The organism is Dyadobacter jiangsuensis, assembly GCF_003014695.1.
Lineage (GTDB): Bacteria > Bacteroidota > Bacteroidia > Cytophagales > Spirosomataceae > Dyadobacter > Dyadobacter jiangsuensis.
Genome location: NZ_PYAS01000018.1, coordinates 40,150 through 60,900, shown reverse-complemented (window position 1 = coordinate 60,900; position 20,751 = coordinate 40,150). Strand labels below are relative to the sequence as shown.

Sequence of the window (20,751 nt, the reverse complement as noted above, 5' to 3'; positions counted from 1 at the left end):
TGTCCTGCGCTTTTCTTTTGGCCATTTCCCGCGATATTGGTACAATAATTGCACCACGTATATTGATCCAAAACGGTATTTCATGGTTTCCGACTTCAACAATCGCATTCGCCAAATTGCCTTCCTGCTGATTGTCACCGCATTGGCGGTCATTATTTTCAAGCAGCTTTATATTTTCTTCCCCGGTTTTCTGGGTGCGCTCACCCTCTACATTCTTTGCCGGAGGTACTATTTCCGCCTCACCGAAGAGCGAAAGTGGAAGAAGGGCCTCACAGCGGTGCTGTTTATGATTCTTTTTATGGCCTGTATCGTGGCTCCGGTGTATTTCGCAGGTCAGATGATATTTCAAAAAATCAACACGATCGCGGAGAATCCCGAACAAGTAAATCATGCCATTGACGCGATTTCCACGCAGCTCCGCGAATGGACGGGCCAGGATTTGCTTACCAAGGACGCGACGGCCGATATCAAAAAAAGGGCGGCGGGTTTTATTCCAGGCATTCTGAACAGTTCGGCGACTATGCTCGGCAACCTGCTGATGATCCTTTTCCTGGCTTATTTCATGTTCATCAATGGCCGGTTCATGGAGGAAACATTAGAACATTTCATTCCGCTCAAACATAAGAATATCCAATCCCTCGCTGACGAAACTTGTGGTATGGTACGCGCGAATGCGCTGGGTATTCCGCTCATTTCGCTGATACAGGGGCTCGTAGCCTTGCTGGGGTACTGGATCGTCGGGATTGAGGATTTTGTACTGCTCGGATTGATCACCGGCTTGTTCGCATTCTTCCCGGTGATTGGTACTGCTATGATATGGCTACCGTTAGTGATCTTCCTGTTTTCCAAAGGTGAATCGGGAAAAGCAATCGGTCTGCTCCTGTACAGCGCGATCGTGATCGGGAATATCGATTATGTCGCCCGTATCACCTTTTTGCAGAAGGTCGGCAACGTGCACCCAATCATCACCATCCTCGGTTTGATCGCCGGTCTGAAATTGTTCGGTTTCTGGGGTTTCATCTTTGGCCCGTTGCTGATCAGCTACCTGTTGCTGCTGATCCGGATTTACAGGAACGAGTTTGGCGGTGCCGTTAAATCTCCGAATCCGCCTTCGACTTGATCTCGTAGTTATGATAGCCGTCGGGTGCGTCCGACCATTTGTACACGATTTTCTTAAATCGCAGGTCGTTCACAACCCCATAAATGTTTTTCATAAAATCTTCCTGTACCTGCTCCGGCTTGAACATGCCGCCTTCGAACGTGAGTATTTCCTGATATTTGCCCGCCAGAGCAATTCCCACGTGCTGCTCGTTCAATGCCTGCTTCTTAGATTCGACGTAGGCTGTGCGTAGCTCCGGAAAGTCGCGTTGCTGTATTTGCACCATTTTTTGTTTCAATATCTCGCGTTGTGCCTTAACCTTTTGGTCGGTGTTGGCTTTGGCTTCGTTGTACAATGCAGTATTCGACTTGTGCCATGAAAGCCGGGTCGCAAGGTCGGTATCACCGTCTCCGTTTTTGAGTTTCAGGTCAATATCGCTGATCGTGTTTTGCAGGAAGAGCAGCATGTTCTCGTTCGCGGCCTTATTCACCGGTTTCGGCGCATAGAAGTAAATGGCGATGCCTGTGGCTACTGCTGCCAGCAGGAAGTATACGATGTATCTGCCAACCGCGAAGCGGCCTGATGCGCTTCGGCCATCCGTGGCGCGACGCAATTCTGTCTGTTGATGATGATGGATTTCCATGTCTGTTGGTTTTTTTCCTTAACTAATGGTGACATGGGGATCAAAAAACATGCCAACCGGCGTTGGAACGAATTTTTTTCGCGAGGGGGGGATTTCAGTCAATGCACTCTAATCATGAAAATTCAACAATTTTATAACAAGGCTTACGCATGGATATTGGAAACGGGGCCGTCTGTTTTAGTAGGTATAGGTGTGCTGGTGGCCGGCTTCTGGCTCATCCGCCTGCTGTCGCGCTGGCTCAATGCGCACATGTACAAGCGCGACATCGATCCGTCACTTACACCATTTCTTCTCAGCCTTGCCGTTACCACGCTCCGGGTATTACTCATTGTCTCGGTCATGCAGATCATCGGCATCCAAATGACCATTTTTGCAGCGCTCATCGGGGCAATTGGCGTTGCCGCAGGGCTTGCGCTGTCAGGCACCTTGCAGAATTTCACAAGCGGCGTGCTCATCCTGATCCTCAAACCTTTCCACGTGGGCGATAACATTGTAGCACAAGGGCAGGAGGGGACGGTACAGGCCATCAAGATCTTTTACACGGTCGTGAAAACTTACGATAACCGTACGGTCGTGATCCCGAACAGCAAGCTCTCGAACGAGGTGATTATCAATATCAGCAGTTCGGGTAACAGGCGGCTCGATGTGGAGTTGAAATTCACAAACGGCATCGATTTCCGGGATGTTAAAAACATTGTCAATAATGTCCTCGATCATGCCCAAAGTGCCCTTAAAGTCCCCGAAAGACGCATTGGAATATCATCCATCGAGCCTGACGGCTATAAAGTGATGGTGAATGTGTGGCTCGACGCCCACGGTTTCGTGGACACAAAAATGGAAATCCAGGAGAAGCTGATGGAGGCTTTGAAAGGCTCCGGTCTCAAACTACCGGGATTAAGTTGAGATTTTTTTTTAGCTCCGTGCAGCGTTTTTTGAGAAGGACGTGTCTTCCTGCATGCTTCGCCATTACGGCAGCTTATGCAGGAAGACTTTTTGTATCAGACTATTAGCCATGAAAAAAAGATAGTCGGACTAAGGTTGGAAAAAACCGGATTTCAAAATAGCTTGGCCTGCATTGTAGACAAAATGAATTTGAGATGGTTATGAAGGATGGAAAAGCCGGTCGCGAACGGCGGATCAGGAAATGCTTGGTACACAGCCTTCTGCTGGTGACGCTTTCACTGTTGTCCTGCGGTACGGATAGTGAGGTAAAGCCGGAGTCGGCTCCGGGGCTGACAAAGGCTGAATTTCTGGGCAGGATGATCGTGCAGGAAAGGTATTGGCGTATCGAGGAAATATCCCGTCAGGAAGAGGACCAGATTGCCACGTTGAACGTGAGAGAGAAAACGACTTTGCTGAACAGCCATTACCTAAACGAAGTGATACCGTTTGTAGCTGTACAATTTGGCCGGGGGTATTACGGAAAAGGCGTGGTAACCGAATTGCAAATGACCGGCGCGTACGGCAAAGTCCCCTTTGGCGAGTTTCAGTGCACATTAATGCTCAAATCAAAGAAGGAAAGCGGGGAATGGAGCTGGGATAGCGAACGCAAAATGATGAAACTCCCGCTGCCCGAAAGTTTACAGTCGCTGGCAGCGGCGATGTCGGGTACGGATTGGCAGCCCGACAGCGGATACGTGGCCAGCGAACCTGCTCCGCTATTCAGAGGGGTAGAGGAAGCCCGTAGAGCAGCCAGCCCGGAGCGGATCAGGATTCTGGTTGAGGAGCAAACGGTACAAGGAAAAATCACTTACGCTTTTACCATGCGGGCGGCCTGGCTGACGGACGTTGAAACCCGGGACGCGGAGCACAAATTTGGAGTATCCTTATATTAATTACATAACTGGCACCCCGGCGATCAAAATCATTTGATGCTATGAATGAAAGAATGTTTACGAACAAATTGCTTCTTCTAATTGTCCCCATCCTGTTTCTGAACGGGTGCAGCAATTACAAAGATCAGCAGGTAATCCCTCCGGAAACATTGCCGGAAGCTATTATTAAAGTGATGTCGGATGCATATCCCGATGCTACGGATGCCACATTTCAGGCAATAGAAAAAGATAGGCTTTATGAGGTTTATTATAAATTGAAAGGCAACCCTTTTTACGCTGCATTAAATACCAAAAAGATATTAAGCGTGTATCGTATGCATGGTGCACTTCCCGATTCGATGAGGCGGGCGCTTCCTTCGAGAAATATGACCGGAGGTGCGGCCGAAGCTTATAAAGAGCCTGAAAGTCAGCCAAGTGCAGAAAGGAAGTACAGCGCCAGATACACCTGGGACAACCAGGCCTATTTATTAAGCTGGCTCCAATATGATCTTGTCAATCCTAAAAAAATGTCGGTTACGGTGGAGCCTTACATCAAGTTTTCGTACGCGATCGGCAAAGACGAACTGGTGGCTTTACCCGGGCCTGTGGTGAGTTTCCTGGAAAGGGAAAAACTGAGATTTGCGGCTGCCACAATTAGTATTAATGACAAGAATGAAAAAATATATGAAGTAAATGCCTATACCGCATCGAGTACCAATTATGATTTTACTTTCAATGCTGCGGGAAAGCTAACCAATACAGTTTATCGGGCCGAAGCATTTTATTACAATATTGATGAATACCCTGAAAAAATACAGAACTTTGTAAAGAACTCGTGGGTATTTTCTTCCATGAAATTACTGGAAGGCTATAAATTTTCAGACCCGATTGGGACAGGTTATGGGATGATTATGCAGGGAACGGATGAAAATTGCCGGTTCACTTTCGATCAGGATGGCAACCTCGTAAATATGAGGTATGAGTCGGTGGTCGACCTGTGAGCGAGAAATAATTGTTTCAACGATACACTTCATAACCCTTCTGAATGACATTTTTCCGCAGCAAGAAATACAGTTCGCTGGCCGATCTGGTTCGGGCTTGTCAAGCCGGCGATGCCAGGGCGCAGACTGCATTCTATGAACGGTACAAATCCAGATTGCTGGGGCTTTGCCTGCGTTATGCGAAGACAAAGGCGGAGGCGGAGGATATATTTCAGGACGGGTTTATCAAGGTTTTCAAGAATATCAATGATTTGAGAAACGTGGAGGTGATTGATGCCTGGGTGAAATCGGTGGTGATCAGGACGGCGATTAATTATTATCACCGGACGACGAAGGAGCAGCAGTTGCATTCCAATCTCGAAGATTTTCAGCGGGAGATCGATTCGGGGGATTACGGGAAGATCATCACTCAGATTGACATGAACGTGCTGCTGAACGTGATCAATACATTACCCGATGGCTACCGGATGATCATCAACCTGCATTTGATAGACGGTTATACCCACGCCGAGATCGGAGAAATGTTGTCCATTTCCGACAGCACCTCCCGCTCGCAATTTTTAAGAGGAAGAAATTTATTAATGAAGAAGTTACAGGAAAAAGGAATTACGCAATATGAAATCTTCTGATGAGCGGATCGACGAGGAGTTGCGTAAAGCTCTCCGTGAACGATTCGATAATTTTGAACGACTGCCTGATCCGACCCTGCGGGAAAAGATATTCCAGGGGCTTGGCGGTGGAACGAGCATTATACAAACGGGCGTAGTTGCGTCCCTGCTGCTGCTTATTGCACTCACTGCCACGGTGTACCTCGTGTCCTATTCGGTGGAGAAGAAAAGAGAAGTAGTTGCGGGCGTGAAGCAGGTTACAAAAGAATTTTCCAATGCACTGACCACCGTCCCCGAAACGTCGGCAAGGCATGAAGTGCAGGAGGCGCCGGAAGCGGCTGCTGCGAACGATAAAATTGATGCGGTTGGTGCAGGTCTGGCCGAATCCCGGCCGGAGCTTTCCAATGAATCCGATGCTGTGCACAAAGCACGGGAGGTTGTAGGCGCCGGCACTTCACACGCAACCCGCCTAACCCCGCAATCGTATCACTACAAACGGGCTGATGTGGGCAAACCTATTAAAGCGGTGCGGTCGAAGGAATCACCAGTTGCTTCGATAAAGGTTAGAGATAAGAACAATTCGCCAGGCGACCGGATGTTCCCGGAAACGGTAATGGCGAAAGCCGACTTCGGAAGCGCGTTGCCGGATAGCACAGCGACCGGGGAAGGCAATATAAAGGAACTGGAAGGGCCCTCGTTGGCCGATCAAGACATCGGGGTGCTGGATCACAGGCCATTGGCCCTTCCAAAATATAACTGGCAGCCCGACAGCCTCGTAACACCCGGCAAGCCTCAAAAACGTTACGAATTTCTCTTCAAGGAACATTGGAGCTTTATTGCGGGGCTTACGCCGTTGCGCACCTTCCAGATCCTGACGGTACGGCCGGGGAATGGCGTCGTTTACCAGAACTTCGTTTTACCTGCTAAAATCTCGGCGCAGACGGTCGGATATAAGTTTTCGGCTGGGGTAGAGCGCAAAGGATTTCAGTTGTTGGTCAATTATGGACAGTTTAAACAGTCGTACCGGTACGAAATTGCTACCAGCGAGTTTGTGGTAGGTCCGGACCTGACCGGAAACTATGAAGTGGTTCGAAAAGGCATTCCGCAGGAGGAGAACAGCACGGTTCGTCTGGTCGGAATGGCCCTCAAAAAGCATACGGTACGCCGCTCGCATTTCCTTCGCAATTATTTCGGGGATTTTGGTGCGGAATTCAGCCGGGATCTTACTTCCAGGAAAAATATGGTATGGGTGAATGCGGGTTTTGGAAAGGAGCTTTTCGCAGGAAACAATGTGGTCATGACCGTCGGCCCTTATTTCGAGTATAGCCTTTCAAAACTGCGCAATCCTGATAATCCATTCAAAATACAGCCCTACCAGATCGGGCTTTCGGTGGGTTTGCGATATACCAAAAAATAAGCGGCGCCAATCAGCGCCGCTTATTTTTTGCATCCCGTTTTACACTTCCGATTTCAGAATATCCGTCAGTTCCCGTCGGAAATCCTCGCCGTAAATGTTATTGTATTCCCGTGTAAAGCTCTCGAATGTGCTTTTCGCGAGCGAATGCTTGCCCAGTAATGCGAACGACTTGCATTTAAGCACCATCGCCTCTTCATTGGCCGGGTCGAAATACGAAATATTGTTGGCCAGACGAATCATTAATTCCGGGTCGTCGGAAACGGGAATGCTGGCCGTGTAATTCAGAAATGTGTTGACGACCATATTCGAAATTTCCGATTTGAACGGGTCAAGCCATTCAAATTCCAGGTTAGAGAGGAAACTCCCTTTACCCGTAATGCCAGTCAGCGCGTCGATCATCGGGCGGTCGATGTTTTTGGAGGAGGTGATATTCATGAAATCGAGGTAATCGACGTGCACTTCATTTTCATCGAATTCCAGTTTCCAGTGGCCTGCATTCATGACGATCTGGCAATGCGGCATTTTAGCGAGAATGGCTTTCAGTTTTGTGAGGTTTACCGAACGGTTGTTGCGAGCGCTTTCCGCCGATTTATCGGCCCATAGCAATTCCCGCAGCTTGTCGGAGTTAATACCTCGTTTCCAGCGAATTGAATACAGCAAAATAACCAGGAAAAGCTCTTTGATGAGCGGTGTCAGTGCCTGGGTAATGTCCTTTCCATTGTCGTCCACAAGTTGTAAATCACCGAACAATGAAATGCTGTTCCGCTCCTGTGAAGTTACCGGCTCCGCATTCCTGCGCAGTTGAACGGGAGCGGGAAGCACGTTGTCGCCCGGATTGTTTTCTGTTTCAGAGGTAGTCGGACTTGGACTTCGCCGGCGGAAATACAGCCAGGCACCGCCCGCTAGTAATCCCGCGCCCGCCACTAACAGCGGCCAAACGGGTAATGGCTCGTTTTCGGCGGTTATTACTTCGGCGCGCGCCTCGCGCACGGGCGTGAGCAGCGTGTACACATGCATAACCGTCTGCTTGTCGTCCTCGCTGCGGGTCATGGTAAATGCTACCAGTTGTTTGCTGTCGGGACAGAAGAAGAGATCTGCGAAAGAGTGGGTGTCGTGGAAAGAATAGGGGATCGGGGGCGCCATCGGCGTAAATTCCGGCTTATCGAGCGAGCCGCGAACAAGCTGCAATTCCGAGTTGTACCTGTTTTTTGGAAAACTCAATGCATAAAAATATTTGTCCGGAAAGACGAGCGAATTGGCAAAATTCAGCTGGGACAGGTCCGTGCCGGTGTCGTACACTTTCTTCCAGGTTTGGGTGCGGGGGTCGAAGAGCAGCAAATCGTTCCAGTTTCTCGGATTCAGGATCTGCTGGCCGGTCAGGCTGCCGTAGCCGCCCAGAATGTACATACCTCGCGGGCCGGCGCCCCCCGCCGCGAGGTAGCGGGGCGTGTAAATGCCGGCTGCCGTTGCTGTATCGCCGGTCGGCAGGGTTGTCCATCGTCGCGTAGGCAGATGGTACCGGTGTACCTTGTTTTTATAAGTTAAATGTCCGTAGCCGCCGAACAGGTAGAGCGAGGAATCTGCGGCAGAAAAGAACTTGTTGGAATGCCAGTATTCCGTGGAGCTTTCGGGAATCGGGAAAATGAAGTTATTGTCCCATTTCCGGCTCGTAAAATCGAAGCGCGCGATGCGTTGCTGGTCGGCATTATAAGTGTAAAGATTCCCCGAGATCGTGTCCACAAATGCCTGATTACCCTTTGCCAGATGCAGTCTGCCCGATTGGTAGGGATATGAAACCATTACCTGGCTGGCGACGGAGTAGGTATGCAGGCTATCCTCGCCGATCAGGTAAAGGAGCTCGCGTTTCTGATCGAGCGCGGAGCAGGCGAACCCGCTGGTAACCATCCGCCTGCGGAGCTGCCAGGATTCGTGCAGCTTTTCTATCCACACCGGATTTTTGGTCACACCTGCCATTTTTCCGTTGGCATTATGGACCGTTTCGCCCGAATGTTCATCCAATGGCCACAAACCGGTAGATTTTCCGTCCTGCATCAGCCGGATGTTGGCGAGGTTCATCGGAGGCACGTCCGTTGTCTGAAACGACTTGTGCTGATTGGCCCCGAAGAGAACCTGATAACAACCGCCCGAAGCCGCGTCCATGGCATGCGTGTAGGTTTTTCCGCCTGCGGTAATGCTCAGTTTCCGGGTCTTCACATCAAGTTTGAGCGCAAACTGGTTCCAGCCACCGAAAAGTGCCGGATCGGGAATGTTGAATGCGATGCCCGACAGCCTGTCGCCGGTAATGACCCGGAAGCGACCATTCGCTGCGGCGATCCCGTTATCGTAAATCAGGTCGATGTTCTGTTTGTCGTCGCCTATGAGCCTGAAAATGTAGCCGAAATAGGTTTTTTGCTTTGGTACAAAGGAGAGATCAAACGTCAGTTCGAGGTTTTCCGACAAGCAAACCTGTTTGGTCGGTGTAAGATCGAGCATGGTGCGGTGATCTTGCAAAACCTCGTAGCTGGCAAAACGCAAGCCGTACGATTGCGCTTTCGCCGGATTTCCGGCATAAATAACGAAAAGAAACGTCAGGAGGAAAAAGGGCAATTTCATCAGGTGGTTTAGGGGCGATACCGGGTGTCCGCCACTGCGCGCGCAACTGCGTCCGCCACTCGCGGCGATTTCAGGAGGCATAAAATGGCTCATATGGGTTAGGCCCGGTTCAGGTAATACGCAGTAGCAACTAATAATTTACAAAAGTTAAAAAAAACTTGAAATAATATAAGGCTGAGCGAGCCGGTACCATAAAAATATGCGCCCCGGTCGTTTCGGACCGGGGCGCAGCAGATCGGTTTGGAAATATTGAATTTAGGGTTTTACGACCTTTCGTTCGACACCATCGACATTCACAATGTAAATCCCCGAAGGCCAGTTCGCTATATTCAATTCAAAATAAGGCTTACCGGGTGTGGCGAAATGCATCTTTCTTCCCGCGGAGTTTACGATGGCTACCTGCAAAATGCGGGCATCCGATTGCACCGCTAGTACATTGGCCACGGGATTTGGATAAACGTTCACAGCGATTGCCCGTTCGATTTTCGCAGTCACAATGCTGCTATATGCGAAAGAGTTGTCCAGGTCCGTCATTTTCAGGCGGTAGTAGAATTGTCCCGCGGGCAGGTTGGTATCCGTATACGAGTAACTGTTGTTCGCATTGGAATTTTGATGTGAATTGATTTTTCCAATGGTCGTAAATGTCTTCGCATCGGTACTCCGCTGAATTTCAAAATGCGAACTGTTGACTTCCTGCGAAGTGTGCCAGGTGAGTAGCGCATTGTTTTGTTCAGTTTGCGCGCCAAAGCTTACCAGCGTAACCGGCAGCGGCTGCCCGGCGGTAGTACTCAGGGCATTCGGGTACAGCGGAACTGAGAGGCTGTTGGTTGCTTTTCCGGCGAGTACCTTTTTGGTATAGCCTGCAATGCCCATGTACCAGTCGGGCGTGAGGTCGAAGCCGTCGGCATCCAATGAGAGGAACCAGGTGTTGCCGCCTTTCGGGGTGTGGTCGGCAAATTTCTCCATTTTGAAGAAAGAGGTCGACTCGTCCACTTCATCGAACATCGCGAGGTACACCATATTGGCGCCTTCGTTGATCACATTCTGCGATTGCTGCCACAAGAAGCTGCCGCCATTGCGCGGAATGGAGTTTTTGATAGCTGCCGAGGGGTTATTCCGCACGGTTTGCAGGTTGAACCATGAAAAGCCAGGGAAAATCACCGGCATATAATCGATGTTTTTGGGCTGCAAGTAGGCCATATCCGGCCGCACGGAGTTAATGGCGAATGCATTGGCGCCGCTTTCGTTGCTGTACCGCCCCACCGACCACGGACTGATCACGTCCAGCTGATCGTAAACGGCGAGCCATTCGGCGGTATGCGTGCGCCAGTTGTTATTCAGGCCGCCCATGATGGTAGCGCGGTATTTGGGATCGTCGGTAGGGTCGGTAGGATCGCCGTCGCGGAACCATTTCACGAGTTTATCGGAACGTGCGGCGGTGGCGTCGGGGCTGGAAGCCAGGCCAAGACCCCACAATGCCACCAGCGGCTTGCCTTTGTGCCACAAATAGTTACTCTCAGAAGTAACACCCATTTCATCCACGAGGCGCTTCCAGTCGGCTATTACCGCTTCGGTAGAGGTGGCGTCCGCGCCCGAGAGGTCGTACATGATCGCATACACGCGACCGTATTTCAGACTGGCAGTCTGCACGTTTTCAATCACTTTTTCAAAATGCCGCGGCACACGCGAATCGCCCGTCCGGAAATTTTGCAAAAACCGCTGCTGGAAGACACCGTCGATCTCGTGCTCGCGCATCCATTTGAAATGCTGGTCGACGGTGTTGTAATTGTAGCTCGAAAACAGTTTAGCCGGCGTTCCGTTACCATAAACCATATTTGTTGCAACAAGCTCATTGGACGGGTAATCGCCGAGGTAAGGCCACATATCCACGGTGGCGTTGGCATGGTCTGGTGCGCCGCCAAACCAATGCAGCCACCAGTTATGGGTAGGGTTTCCGTCCGTCGGAAGGCCGAACCAGCCCTGGTAGCCGAACATCACTTTGCCATTCAGGGTGTTGGCGGAGGGAACAGGCGTGGTAGCCGGCGCAGGCTCGTAAAATTCGATTTCATCCACCCGCGCAGTCACCGGCGCATTGAGTGCCTGGCTGATCTGGAAGAAATTAATTGCCGAGAGGTTGGGATTGCCGGTTTTTGCCGCGCTTTCCAAATGCAGGATCACATGGTTCCAACCGTTCTGTATTTTCTGATTCGCGAGGTTCCAGCGGTATTCGTCGGTCCCCGCCTGGCCCGAAGACGAGAATACAATGTTTCCGTTGCCATTCATTTGGGTAGCATCGGAAACGAACAACCAGAATTTCACCACGCCGTCGGCTTCGGTCACTGTGGTGTTAAATGGCGCGGAATTGAATGTAAACCAGTTGGTACCCGAGCCGGTTTTGACAATGGATGCGCTCCCGAGGATCTTATTGCCCGTGTCCGCGCTCAATGCATCCGCACCCGACCATCCGGTTGTATTATCCGCTGCGCTGAAAATGTGCGCGCCATTGAGCACACTACCTTCATAGCCTTTGGTAAAACGGATATTGTCGATCTTGATAACGACCGATTCCCCTGCATTAATAGGTTTGTAATACCTGAAAAAATTGATGGCGGCCAGGTTGGGATTCCCCTGCTTGCCCGCGGCACTCAGGCGCAGTACCACATTGTTCCAACCATTACGCAGGTTCACGCTCGCGGTACCCCAGTTGTATTCATCGGTGTCGGGGTTACCCGAGCTGGTGATTTCAAACTGCCCGCCCGAGGCGCTGAACTTCGTAACGTCGGACACGTACAGTGAAAACTGGAGATAGGCGATGTTCAGTTCGGTGGGGCCGATGCCGGTGTTGATCGGTGAGGCTAAGGTCCGGCGGAAACGCTCGGTGTTGCCGCCTTCGGATTTGATGGAATAGGTTCCCTGCGAGGGCGCGTCGCTGTCGAGGCTTAGTGCATTGCCGCCGCCGCCCCAGCCGGTGAGCGATTCGCAGTCGTCGAAGGGCGTTACCTGCGCGCGTGAAGGCAGGGTTGCCGCCAGTAACAGGAGCAACAGTAAACAGTTTGTTTTCATCAGGCTTGATTTAAGGTGAAAGATTTGAGTAAATGCCCGGCACAGAGGATGTTCCGGGCTGTCCCAAATCTAGACGCGCACCTATAATTTTGGCTTAACTATGAATTAATAAAGAATAAATGGGAAAAAATATCGGCTTAAAACCTCCAATTAAGTCCAAATTAAGTCCCCGTTAACGCCCCGCCATTTACTTAGCAGCCGGAATTACAATTACCTCCGTGTAACTTTTTCTTTCAAAAAAACAATTATGAACAAAACTCTATCCATCCCCTTATGGGCGATGAGTATGGCATTGCTATGCCATTCCAACCCACCTGCGTATGCGCTCGGGAGTGGTGACCGCCAGCCCGCGGCAACCCGGCCTCCCGCCGCAACCGATGTTTCAGGAACAGTCAAAGATGAAAAGGGCGAGGGCATTCCGGGCGTGAATGTGCTCGTGAAGGGCACGGCTACCGGTACCACCACCGATGTGAACGGAAAGTTTTCGATTCAGATCGGAGCGCCCACCGATGTATTGGTATTCTCATTTGTGGGTTATGCCAAACAGGAAGTCACAGTGGGCAGCCAGACGACCATTAACATCACCCTGGCGGAAGACAACAGGAACCTCGACGAGGTGGTGGTGGTAGGGTACGGTACTCAGAAGAAGGTGACGCTTACAGGAGCCGTCGTTTCGGTGAACAGCCAGGAAATCGTTACCACCAAAAACCAGAACGTGCAGAATATGCTCACAGGCAAGCTGCCGGGCTTGCGGGTGGTGCAGAAATCGTCGGAGCCGGGGGATTTCAACTCCAACCAGTTCGATATCCGTGGATTCGGGAATCCGCTGATCGTCATCGACGGTGTGCCGCGCGACAATATTTCCCGCATCGACCCGAATGAAATCGAAAGCATTTCGATCCTGAAAGATGCAGCGGCAGCGATTTACGGCGTCCGCGCCGCAAATGGCGTGGTACTGGTGACGACCAAACGCGGCGCGGGCGGGCGGGCGAAGATCGAGTATTCGATGTATTACGGCAGCCAGACTGCATTGGGTTTGCCTAAACCCGTTGGCGCGATCGAGCGCTACACGCTGATGAACGAGAAGAGCATGCACAATGTGAACAGCCCCACGATCCGCTACTCCGAGTCGGATTTTGCGCCTTACCGTGAAGGAAAGCTGCAAAGTACCGATTGGTACGACCTCGTCATGCAGAAGCGCGCGCCCCAGCAGTAGCATAACTTGAGCGCCAGCGGCGGTACTTCCGACGGCAAGGTCGATTATTTTATCAATATGGGTTATATGTACCAGGAAGGTTTCTGGAAGAGCAAGGATTTGAATTACGATAAATACAACCTGCGATCCAATATCAATGCCCAGATTACGAAGCAATTGCGTGCCTCTTTGAAGCTGAGCGGTATCATCGATACGAAAAACAACCAGCAGGCGGGCGGCATGCACGAGATTTACGGACCGCTCTGGCGCGCACAGCCCAACGAAACCAATTATGCCAACAACAATCCCGATTACCTCTTCAAAATGGCGGCCGGGCACCCCGTGGCATTGACTACCGCCGACATTTCGGGCTACCAGAAGGACAATAACAAATGGCTCCAAAGCCAGTTTCAGCTGGAATACACCGTGCCGCATGTGGAAGGACTGATGGCCAAAGGGATGTTCAGCTACGACACGCGGATCAACTCCAACACCAATTATAAAAAGTCCTACAATTTGTACGATTACAATGCCTCGAACGGTACCTATGCGCCATTTGCCAATAACCTGCCCGACCAGCTGACCCGTACGTACAACACCCTGCCGTCGACTTTAATGCAGGTTTCATTGAACTACAACCGCTCTTTCAAAGAGAAGCACAATGTGGGGGCATTGGTACTTTACGAAGAAAGCACCCGCAGCAGCGACAACTTCTACGCGAGCCGTGAGCTAGGCATCCCGATGGAGTATTTGTTTGCCGGAAAAGCGCAAAACCAGGTCGGTAACAGCAATATCAATGCGATCTGGAAGAATGCGAACAAAGGATTGGTGGGCCGCTTGAACTACGATTTCAAAGGTAAATACATCGCCGATTTCAGTTTCCGGTACGACGGCTCGTCCAAGTTCCCTCCGGGCAAGCAATGGGGTTTCTTCCCGGCGGTTTCGGCCGGCTGGCGGTTGTCGGAGGAAGGTTTTATCAAGAACAATGCGGCATTCCGTTTCCTGGATAACCTGAAAATCCGTGGTTCTTACGGTTCAATGGGGGATGACGGCGCGTCTTCGTACCAGTTTGTGTCAGGCTACGACTACCCATTCAATGGCAACAGCCAGGCGCTGGCGGGCGGGTATATGTTCGGCGGGTCGTTTGTGAACTCCCTGGGTTTCCGCAATTCGCCCAACCCGAACATCACCTGGTATACGGTCAAAACGGCCAATGCAGGCTTGGATGCCGGTTTCTGGAATGGCCTGGTGGAGGTTACTTTCGATATTTTCCGCCGGAACCGCACGGGATTGCTGGCAAACCGCCTCATGTCGCTTCCCGGCACGTTCGGTGCCACGATGCCGCAGGAAAACCTGAACAGCGATCAGACGAGCGGTTTCGAGGTTTCGGTTTCTCACCGCAAGCGCATCAACGAGATCCGTTACAACGTATCGGGTAACCTCTCGCTCACGCGTACCCGCAACATTTATATCGAAAGAGGCCGCTCGGGTAACTCATACGACAACTGGCGCAACAACCGCAGCAACCGCTTCAACGACGTATGGTTCGGCTGGGGATATGAAGGGCAGTTCCAGTCGTACGAGCAAATTGCAACGCACAATGCATTCGTAGGCCGGGCTACATTGCCTGGGGATTACATCTACGAAGACTGGAACGGCGACGGTACCATCGACGATATGGACCGCCACCCGATCGCGACGACCATCAACCCGGCCAGTAATACGACCGTCGGCGGTGATGCCAAAAAGAACCACCCGCTCATGAATTTCGGTTTTTCGGGATCGATCGATTACAAAGGATTTGACCTGAATATCCTCTTCCAGGGCGCCGCACTTTCTTATGTAGCTTACGGCGAGCAGCTTCGTGAGCCATTGGCCTGGGATGGTAATGCATTGGAGTTCTTCATGGACCGCTGGCATCCCAACGATCCGACTGCGGACCCCTACAATCCGTCGACCCAATGGACGAAAGGGTATTACGCCTACACCGGTACCACGGCCGATGAAAACTCCGCCCGCAACATCCAGAACGGTGCTTACCTGCGCCTTAAAAGTGCTGAGATCGGCTATTCGCTGCCGAAAGACCTGCTGAAAAGGGTAGGTATACAGGGGCTACGCGTGTATGTGAACGGGTATAACCTCCACACTTTCACGAAGGTAAAGGGCCTCGACCCGGAGCACCCGTCGGAGTTGTACGGCTATATGTACCCGATCAACCGTACGATCAATGTGGGAGCGAGTATCAGTTTTTAATTCAAATTCAGAATGGTATTTCAAATGAAAAACATAAAATATGCCCTCGCACTGGTGCTGCTGGGCGGTACTTATGCGTGTAACGAGCTCGACATTCCGCCGATCAACGTCGTGCAGGATAAGGATGCATTTACCGATGCCGGTATGCAGGCCTACATGGCCGCATTGTACAGCCGCATGCCGATCGAGGATTTCAAATACAGCGCGCAGGAAGGTACCGAAGGGTTCGATACCTGGAATAACATCTCCACGCCCGCGCTGAATACCGGCGAGAATGCAAACCGGAACAACGGCGGCTTTGTGAACCCGGCGCGTGGTTACTGGAAAAGCGGCTACCAGGTGATCCGCAATGCCAATTACCTCATCCGCGAATTACCGAAATATGTGCCCTCACTCACGCAGCCGAAGGTGGATAAGTGGATCGCCGAGGCGCGTTTCGTGCGGGCATTCACGTATTTCGCATTGGCGAAGCGGTACGGTGGTGTACCCATTACCGAGGAAGTGCAATCGCTGGATGGCAGCACGCTGGAATCGCTCCAAATCCCGCGCAGCAGCGAACAGCAGGTTTTCGACTTCATCCTCACGGACCTGGATTTCGTGATAGCGACCATGCCGGAAGCCAGCGAACAGTCGGGTAGGGTGAACAAAAACATTGCCGCCGCATTCAAGTCGCGCGTGGCGCTCACGGCGGGCTCCATTGCCCGCTACGCCAATCCGTTTGTGAAGGATGGGGTTATGCTTTGTGGTATTCCAAAAGAAAAAGCAAATGACTATTTTAAAGCGGCATTTCAGGCAGCGAAGTCTATTGAAGGTAAATACTCCTTGTATATGAAAAAATGGTCGGCCGGCGATAAGATTGCAACCGCCGACAACTACGCCGACCTTTTCCTCGATACAGCCAGCCCTGAAACCATTTTTGCCAAGGGCTATTCGTACCCCGAGGCCGTGCACAGCTTCGATGCCGTGTACGCGCCTCCGCACATGACCTCGACCTACGGCGACCGCTATAATCCGACGCTCGATTACGTAGAGCTTTTCGATGGATTGCCCAAGAATGCCAAAGGCCAGCTGAAAACGACCGACGACAAAGGCAACTACATCGTGTATGATTATGTAGAACAGCTTTTCGAGAACTGTGAGCCGCGCCTGCGCGGGACGGTACTGCTACCGGGCCAGGCTATCAAGGGCGTTCGCACCGATTTGCGCCGGGGTACATTGGTGGAAACCGTCGATCCGTCGCTGCCGATTCCGAAGTTTATTCCCGAGGACATGACGAGCGGTTATAATTCCAATGCATTTTATAATTCCAATGTAAAGCAATCGGGTACCTGGAACAACCAGACGCCCATTGTGCTTTCGAATGGGCAGTCGATCAATCCGACCGGCCTGGACGGCCCGACTTCGGGCAATAACGCGACCATTACCGGCTTCCATGGCCGCAAATGGCTCATGCCGAACCTCGCTCCGGCTGCTACGGCATTGCACCGCTCCAACCAGTCGTGGATTGAACTGCGCTACGCCGAAATCCTGCTCAACCGCGCCGAGGCGGCATTGGAGCTGCACCAGAACGGCGTTACCGAGGTGGATGGTGTAGCCTTGCTGAACGACGCATTTGAAAACATCAACCAAATCCGCAACCGGGGAGGTGCCGTCCTGCTCAAAACGGCCGCCGAACTCTCGTCTGCTCCAGCCGTCGCGCCGGGCACAGGTGTGGGCGGATACGTACTTGCGCCTACACGCGGGTTGCAGCTCGTGCGTATCGAGCGCAGGAAGGAGCTGGCATTCGAGAACAAACTCTGGTGGGATATGCTCCGCTGGCGCACCGCGGATGCCGAAGTGAATGCGCGCATCTGGCGGAAATGCAATCCGTTCCTGTTCGCCAAAGGCGCAGTGGCGGAGAGCAGCGATTACGTCCGCGGCAAATACATTTTTGACTGCCGTTTCGAGGAAAGAAGTTCACGTTTCACCATCGCTACCAAAAACTATTACGAGGCCATTCCGGGTGCCGAGCTGATCGCAAACCCGAAACTGGTTCAGAATGAGCAATATTGATCACTGAAATTGAATCTAACAATGAAAAATCTTATTTATATTCTAATGATCCCGCTGGTGCTCTGCGCCTGCAAAATCGACGACGTGGATGCGCCGGACTCGACATTCGAAGGTCGGCTGGTAGATGCGGGCGGTGCGGGAATCCAGCTGGAACAGGGGGCTTCCAGTGCGCGCCTGAAAATGGAAGAACTCAGTTGGAGCAATACGCCGCTGCCGCTTTTCCTGAACCTGAAACAGGATGGTTCTTTTATCAATAACAAGCTGTTTCCCGGCAATTATAAAGTAACGCCTGTGGAGGGGCCATTCTACCCGGTGGTAGAGAAAGTGGTTGATATTAAGGGTGCTACCAAACAGGATTTTACGGTAATACCCTATCTGAATGTGGAATGGGCCGCCGAGCCGGTAATCAATGCCGACAAGAAGCTTTCGGTGAGCTTCAAGTTTACCAGCAATGCCGCGCCGGAAGGACTCACGAAGCCCAACCCGCTGGATTATCAGCTTTTTATTTCAACCAATCAATATGTTGGGAATAATAACTGGGACAATACCGCAGTTGGGGCCGTCGCGCCGGTAACAGTCGATAAGGAGGGCCAGAATATCACCATTTCGTCGTCGGTCCCCATGAAATACAGTACCACCTACTACGTGCGTGTGGGTGTGCGGGTGAACGATACTTATAAAAAGTACAACTACACGACGATCAAAACCGTAATGGTTCCTTAGTTTATACGCAGAGGTAGTGTGAGCCCCCGGGACCGTTGGTCTTTTGGGGGCTTGTTTTTTACATGGTATCCTCGTCGTGGATGTAGAGCAGGTACCGCGGTTCCACGACGGCGCTCCGTTTCTTTTCGTCGAGAAAGCCGTATTTCAGCCGGGTAACGTGGAAATGCTTGGGGGATGCCTGAACTTCCGCGTCGACGCCCGAACGGATCAGGCTGTCGGCTATGGCAGCAGTGGTGTATAGGTAACAGGGCGCGGCGTCGATGAAATCGTCGAGGTATTTGCCGCTTTTAATCAATTTGACCTCTCCCGGGGAATAAAATTCGAAACTGTAAGAGAATGAACCATAAGCCGCGACAGGCAAATGGCTGTCTTTTGCGGGAATAACCCGAGCAGCCTGCATTCCCGATTGATATTGTAGTAAAAACGGGTAAAAGAATTGAAACAAAAAGATGTATAACATCGCTGCCAGCGCATAACCTTTGAAAAGCAACTGCTGCATGGCATTGCGGTAACGGATTATGCTGGCTGCAAAAACGATCGCGAGCGATATGGCCGCTGCGACAATGCCGTTTTCGATTCGGGTGATAAAAAGCAAGCCGGAAATAAAGAGCAACGTAGCAACGAGCAGGACAGTCTGGACCGTAACGAAATAATTCAGCTTGGAGCGCCTTGCCAGTTCGGTGAAGAAATAGGCAGTGATGATCGAGAAATAGGGGAACTCGATCACCAGGTAATGCGGAAGCTGGAATTTCGACATCGAAAACAGCAGGAAGGTGACCAGCGTGCTGCCATAAATGACCCAGCGGATCGCATCGCGGTTTTTCTCAAATCGCACCAGGTACACGATCCCGCCTACGAGCCCCAGCGACCACGGCAGGAATGCCCACAGGGTAGTATGCAGAAAAAACGTAACATCTCCTTTTCCTTTAATGGGCCCGGTGTTGAAGAACCTGCCGAACTGACTATCCCAGAAAAAGAAACGCAACCCGGATACATGCGTGCGTCCGAAAACCACCTTCTCCGGATGCAGATCGAATTGCACGTAGAGGCTGTAAAGCTCCGGAATGATGAAAACGAAGCACAATGCCAGCACCAACCACCAGCGGTAGTGGAGGAATTCGCGGAATTGCCTCGTGATGAGCCAGTAAATGACCCAGCCGCCCGCAAGCGTAATGAGTACGAATACCCCCTTGGTCATAATCGCGCAGGCGGCGAGTAGCGCAGCCCACAACATATGCGACCAATGCGCCTTCGCATGTACGCGAAGCATATGCCAGGCTGCCCCTATAATGCAGGCCGTGAGGTAAGGTTCGGCACGTACGTCGAAATTGGCCAATGTACTGTGCAGGGCCACGGTGTAAATCAGTACCGCTATTTTTGCGACGTCGTCGCTGTATAGGTCCCTCGCAATGAGGTACGTATAACGCAGGCTGAGCAGCCAGAACAGGAATGCCGGCAGTTTGTATGCAAAACCCGTGATACCAAACAGCTTGTAGCTGATAGCCGCCATCCAGAATGGGAAATGCGGCTTGTCGAGCCAGTCGTGGCCGTCGCCGTAGAGGTTAACCCAGTCGTTGTGCAGCACAATGTGCTTGGCGATGGTGGCGTAGAGCGCACCGTCGGGTTCAATAATATCCAGCCAGAGGCCGGGCATATTGAGCAAAATACCGGCCAGCAACAGCCAGGGGAAATAGCGGTTCAAAAACGGGTCACGGATGTTCATCATGGGTGCGTTTGTCGGGAATGCGGCGGCACGGTCAAAATTGTGCCTGCAAACCCGATGTACGCACGAAGATTTGAACTTGTGCCGGGTATACGCGGGAAATGCGTGTTATTTAATTGTTAAAACAGGACAACGTACCCGTTTTTTGTCCGAGCCAGGCCGGTTTTCGGCGCCCCAGTCGGTGAGGATATTAATCACCGGTTCGAGGCTTTTTCCCAGATCTGTCAGCTGGTATTCCACGCGCGGCGGGACTTCGGGGTATACTTTGCGGCTGATGAGCCCGTCGCTTTCCATTTCGCGCAGTTGAAGGATCAGGATGCGCTCAGACACGGCCGGGAGGCTGCGGCGGAGATCGCTGTACCGCATGGCACCATAGGCCAGCCGCCACAGGATCGAAGGCTTCCAGCGCCCGCCGATCAGGTCCAAGGTGTAGGCCATATCACAATTTCCATTGATCAACATTTCGTTTTCAAGGTTCGTGGAGCTCTGTTTTCGCATAACTTACATTTATGTTAGTACTTGATAATTATGTTAGTACCTGTAAAAT

Annotated in this window: 15 protein-coding genes; 10 read left to right on the top strand and 5 right to left on the bottom strand. The window is 51.6% G+C overall.

The window, feature by feature from the left end; genetic code table 11:
- The first annotated feature begins 82 nt into the window (after nt 1-82).
- Nucleotides 83-1,120, top strand: coding sequence for an AI-2E family transporter (locus tag CLV60_RS29340; RefSeq protein ID WP_106598970.1), 1,038 nt, complete (start codon nt 83-85; stop codon nt 1,118-1,120).
- Here CLV60_RS29340 and CLV60_RS29335 read toward each other — a convergent pair.
- Complete coding sequence (locus CLV60_RS29335) at nt 1,092-1,742, bottom strand: hypothetical protein (RefSeq protein WP_229211185.1); 651 nt, start codon at nt 1,740-1,742, stop codon at nt 1,092-1,094. The two genes, CLV60_RS29340 and CLV60_RS29335, sit on opposite strands and share 29 nt — an antisense overlap.
- 114 nt (nt 1,743-1,856) lie before the next feature.
- On the opposite strand from CLV60_RS29335, the gene CLV60_RS29330 reads away from it, so the two are divergent.
- From CLV60_RS29330 to CLV60_RS29310, 5 genes are all read left to right on the top strand, one after another.
- Nucleotides 1,857-2,645 (top strand): mechanosensitive ion channel family protein, encoded by a 789-nt coding sequence (locus CLV60_RS29330; protein ID WP_106599025.1) that lies wholly within the window; start codon nt 1,857-1,859, stop codon nt 2,643-2,645.
- 200 nt (nt 2,646-2,845) lie between these two features.
- A complete protein-coding gene (locus CLV60_RS29325; protein ID WP_229211184.1) occupies nt 2,846-3,577 on the top strand; it encodes a hypothetical protein in 732 nt (243 codons plus the stop codon).
- Nucleotides 3,578-3,618: 41 nt separating this feature from the next.
- On the top strand, nt 3,619-4,557 hold the full coding sequence (locus tag CLV60_RS29320) for a hypothetical protein (protein WP_106598968.1): 939 nt from the start codon (nt 3,619-3,621) through the stop codon (nt 4,555-4,557).
- A 44-nt stretch (nt 4,558-4,601) separates the two neighbouring features.
- On the top strand, nt 4,602-5,186 hold the full coding sequence (locus CLV60_RS29315) for an RNA polymerase sigma factor (RefSeq protein WP_106598967.1): 585 nt from the start codon (nt 4,602-4,604) through the stop codon (nt 5,184-5,186).
- Entirely contained in the window at nt 5,173-6,582 is a 1,410-nt protein-coding gene (locus CLV60_RS29310; protein ID WP_106598966.1) for a hypothetical protein, read from the top strand. The genes CLV60_RS29315 and CLV60_RS29310 overlap by 14 nt, the downstream gene beginning before the upstream one ends.
- A gap of 39 nt (nt 6,583-6,621) precedes the next feature.
- Here the strand turns inward: CLV60_RS29310 and CLV60_RS29305 are convergent, their stop codons facing one another.
- Nucleotides 6,622-9,195, bottom strand: coding sequence for a tRNA wybutosine-synthesizing protein 4 beta-propeller domain-containing protein (locus tag CLV60_RS29305; RefSeq protein WP_170118897.1), 2,574 nt, complete (start codon nt 9,193-9,195; stop codon nt 6,622-6,624).
- Between the two features lie 255 nt (nt 9,196-9,450).
- On the bottom strand, nt 9,451-12,258 hold the full coding sequence (locus CLV60_RS29300) for a T9SS type A sorting domain-containing protein (RefSeq protein ID WP_106598964.1): 2,808 nt from the start codon (nt 12,256-12,258) through the stop codon (nt 9,451-9,453).
- Between the two features lie 247 nt (nt 12,259-12,505).
- On the opposite strand from CLV60_RS29300, the gene CLV60_RS34500 reads away from it, so the two are divergent.
- Genes CLV60_RS34500 through CLV60_RS29285 form a run of 4 tightly spaced genes read left to right on the top strand, consistent with a single transcriptional unit; the run spans nt 12,506 to nt 18,481 of the window.
- The gene (locus CLV60_RS34500; RefSeq protein ID WP_211302290.1) at nt 12,506-13,474 is read left to right on the top strand and encodes a carboxypeptidase-like regulatory domain-containing protein; all 969 of its coding nucleotides are present in this window, start codon (nt 12,506-12,508) and stop codon (nt 13,472-13,474) included.
- Nucleotides 13,475-13,480: 6 nt separating this feature from the next.
- Entirely contained in the window at nt 13,481-15,706 is a 2,226-nt protein-coding gene (locus tag CLV60_RS29295; protein ID WP_211302289.1) for a SusC/RagA family TonB-linked outer membrane protein, read from the top strand.
- A 24-nt stretch (nt 15,707-15,730) separates the two neighbouring features.
- The gene (locus CLV60_RS29290; protein WP_106599024.1) at nt 15,731-17,758 is read left to right on the top strand and encodes a RagB/SusD family nutrient uptake outer membrane protein; all 2,028 of its coding nucleotides are present in this window, start codon (nt 15,731-15,733) and stop codon (nt 17,756-17,758) included.
- 21 nt (nt 17,759-17,779) lie between these two features.
- Nucleotides 17,780-18,481, top strand: a complete 702-nt coding sequence (locus tag CLV60_RS29285) for a DUF3823 domain-containing protein (RefSeq protein ID WP_106598963.1) — start codon at nt 17,780-17,782, stop codon at nt 18,479-18,481.
- Nucleotides 18,482-18,539: 58 nt separating this feature from the next.
- Here the strand turns inward: CLV60_RS29285 and CLV60_RS29280 are convergent, their stop codons facing one another.
- Both CLV60_RS29280 and CLV60_RS29275 read right to left on the bottom strand, forming a co-directional pair.
- On the bottom strand, nt 18,540-20,207 hold the full coding sequence (locus CLV60_RS29280) for an ArnT family glycosyltransferase (RefSeq protein WP_229211183.1): 1,668 nt from the start codon (nt 20,205-20,207) through the stop codon (nt 18,540-18,542).
- Nucleotides 20,208-20,312: 105 nt separating this feature from the next.
- Nucleotides 20,313-20,702, bottom strand: coding sequence for a winged helix-turn-helix transcriptional regulator (locus CLV60_RS29275; RefSeq protein WP_106598961.1), 390 nt, complete (start codon nt 20,700-20,702; stop codon nt 20,313-20,315).
- Between the last annotated feature and the right edge of the window lie 49 nt (nt 20,703-20,751).